This is a genomic window from Streptomyces sp. (genome assembly GCF_050698815.1).
Taxonomy (GTDB): Bacteria; Actinomycetota; Actinomycetes; order Streptomycetales; family Streptomycetaceae; genus Streptomyces.
Window position 1 is genome coordinate 1 of record NZ_JBOHCV010000700.1, and the last position, 2,758, is coordinate 2,758.

Consider the following 2,758-nt stretch of genomic DNA (forward strand, 5'->3'; position numbering starts at 1 on the left):
GTTCAGGGCTGACCCAGTGGGCGTACGGGCGGGCGGGTACGGCGATCCCGCGCACCTCGCAGGCGCAGCGGTCGGCCGGGCAGCGGGTTCCGCCGGGTCAGGCACGTCCGGGCGACCTGGTGGTCTACCGCGATGACGCCAGCCACGTCGGGATGTACGTCGGCGGCGGCCAGGTGGTGCACGCGCCGCACCCGGGGGCGCCGGTGCGCTACGACCCGGTGAACATGATGCCCGTCTCCTCGGTCACCCGCCCCTGAGCCGGCCGAGCCGGCTCGGCCGGCTTCTGTCCGCGCCCGTACGATCGTCCCTGTGGTGGGTCCTGGACAGTGGCGTGCGGCGGTGCGGGCCGGAGCCGGGCGTCGCGGGCTGCGCGCGGCGCTGGCGGGCGTGCTGCTGGCGCTGGCGTGCGGGTGCGGTCCGGAGGACGGCGCCGGCCGCGAGAGCCGGGACCGCGCGGCGGCGCTGCAGCGCTTGCTGGAGAGGCAGTCCACGGCCGTACGGAACGGAAACGAGCGGGACTATCTGGCCGCCGTCGATCCCCGCGCCGGGAAGTACCGCGCGGCGCAGCGACGGGTGTTCCGGAACCTGCGCCGGCTGCCACTGACCCAGTGGGCCTACCGGATCGCCGACGTGCGGTACGCGAAACGCGACGGCCACCTCCGCGCCCGGGCTGATGTGCGACTGCGCTACCGGCTGCGCGACGACGACCGCGTCCCGGTCACCGCCACCGAACGGCTCGCCTTCGCCAAGCGCGACGGCCGCTGGTTCGTCACCGCCGAGCTGCCGGACAGCGACCGGCAGCTGTGGGAACAGGGCGAGATCACCGTGGTACGGGGCGAGCGCAGCCTGGTGCTGGGCGTCGGCCGGACACCGGACGGGCTGCGCTCGCTCGCGCGGGACGCCGACCGCGCGGTCTCCGCCGTGGACGAGGTCTGGCCGCGCGACTGGCCGCGCCGGACAGTGCTGGAGGCGCCGGGTTCGCTGCGGCGGATGGCGCAGCTGCTGGACGCCTCCGCCTCCACCTACGAGGGCATCGCGGCGGTCACCACCGGGGAGGCCGGGGAGTCCACGGAGGCACCCGCCGACCGGATAGTCGTCAACCCCGAGGCGTACGGGCGGCTGAGCGAGGAAGGGCAGCAGGTGGTCGTGACCCACGAGACGGTCCACGTCGCCACCCGTACCCACACCGGCCCCGCCACCCCGCTGTGGCTGTCGGAGGGGCTGGCCGACTGGGTCGGCTACCGCGGCACCGGCCGTATGCCGCGGGACGCCGCACCCGAACTCCGCCGCGCCGTGGAAGAGGGCGACGTGCCGCGTGATCTGCCCTCCGACCGCGCCTTCCGGTTCGGCAGTGAACCGGAGGCGCTGGGGCGCGCGTACGAGAGCGGCTGGCTCGCCTGCCGATTCATGGCGCGGACGTGGGGCGAGGAGAAGCTGCTGGACTTCTATCAACGGGTCGGCAAGGGCAAGAAGGACAGCCAGGAGGGCAGGGCGAGCGTCGACCGGGCCATGGAGGAGGTGTTCGGGCTGAGCCTGGACAGGTTCACCGAGCGGTGGCGCGCGTACCTACGCGACGAGCTGGCCTGAGGCCGCGGCCGGGCTCCGCCGGGTCCCGGTCCGGGGCCGGGTCGTACGCCACAGCCGCAGGCACGCGGAGAGCGAGGCGGCGACCAGCAGGCCGTTGCGCACGACGAGCAACAGGACGCCCAGCCAGTCGCTGGCGACGACGTGCCCGAAGCCCAGCGGGAATTCCAGCAGGGTCACCCCGGTCGCCGCCAGTACCAGCGTGGCGGGCAGCACCTGAGCGCTGGTGCGCAGCGTCAGACAGACCGCCGACAGGCCGACCAGCCAGATCATGTACTGCGGGCTGATGACGCGGCTGGTGGTGGTGAAGAGCAGCACCGCCGTGAGCGCCGCGTCGGCCGGTGTGGACGGCGTCCACTCGGTGGCCCGCAGCCGCCACAGCAGCAGCCAGCCGAAGGCGAGCAGGGTCAGCACCAGTGCGGCATCGCTGACGACGTGCACGTAGGGGCCGACGAACTCCATCGACCCGTAGTTGAGCAGCACCTGCCCCGGCCAGCCGAACTGCCGCGCCCCGTGGAAGACCAGCGCGCCCAGCGACTCCACCTCGGTGCCCCGGCCGCCCTGGAAGCGGAGAAAGTTCAGCGCGCCCGGCATCGCCGCCATGAAGCCGCCCGTGATGAGGGCGCCGGTGGCCAGGGCCGTGGTCCAGGTCCGGCGCGTGTCCCGGCCGCGTGGCGTCCCGAGCAGCAGCAGTGCCGGCCACACCTTCAGCAGCGCGCCGACGGCCGCCAGCGCCCCGGCCGTCCGGGGATGCCGGGAAGCGGCCAGCAGGGCGGCGATGGCGACCGCCGTGACCATCAGGTCGTAGCGGGCGTACGCCGTCGGGCCCAGCAGTGCCACTCCCGCCACCCAGCCCCAGCTGCCCGCGCCGCGGCTGCCGGAGCGCCGGCTCGCGCGCAGCAGCAGAGTGAAGGCGACGGCGTCCGCGGCGCAGGCCAGCAAGTAGAAGGCCGAGGCGTAGTCCAGGAACGGCAGCAGCGCGGGGGAGAGCACCGCCAGCGCGGCAGCGGGCGGATACTGCCAGGTCACGTCGTCCAGCGGGAACGTGCCGGCTTTCAGTACCTCGAACCAGCCCCGGTAGATCACCGCGACATCGCTGGTGACGTCGGGGCCCGGCAGCGTGATCACCTTGAAGACGCACAGCAGCAGTACCGCGCGGGTGACCGCCCAGACC

The 2,758-nt window shown here is 74.0% G+C and carries 3 protein-coding genes; 2 read left to right on the forward strand and 1 reads right to left on the reverse strand.

Annotation, left to right across the window (positions count from 1 at the left end):
* Nucleotides 1-257: C40 family peptidase (locus tag ACRDP3_RS24890; protein WP_431519237.1), on the forward strand; the 257-nt coding region annotated here is incomplete at its 5' end.
* A 52-nt stretch (nt 258-309) separates the two neighbouring features.
* Nucleotides 310-1,587, forward strand: coding sequence for a hypothetical protein (locus ACRDP3_RS24895; RefSeq protein ID WP_431519238.1), 1,278 nt, complete (start codon nt 310-312; stop codon nt 1,585-1,587).
* Here the strand turns inward: ACRDP3_RS24895 and ACRDP3_RS24900 are convergent.
* A partial coding sequence (locus ACRDP3_RS24900) for a glycosyltransferase 87 family protein (protein ID WP_431519239.1) occupies nt 1,567-2,758 on the reverse strand: 1,192 nt, incomplete at its 5' end. The genes ACRDP3_RS24895 and ACRDP3_RS24900 overlap by 21 nt on opposite strands.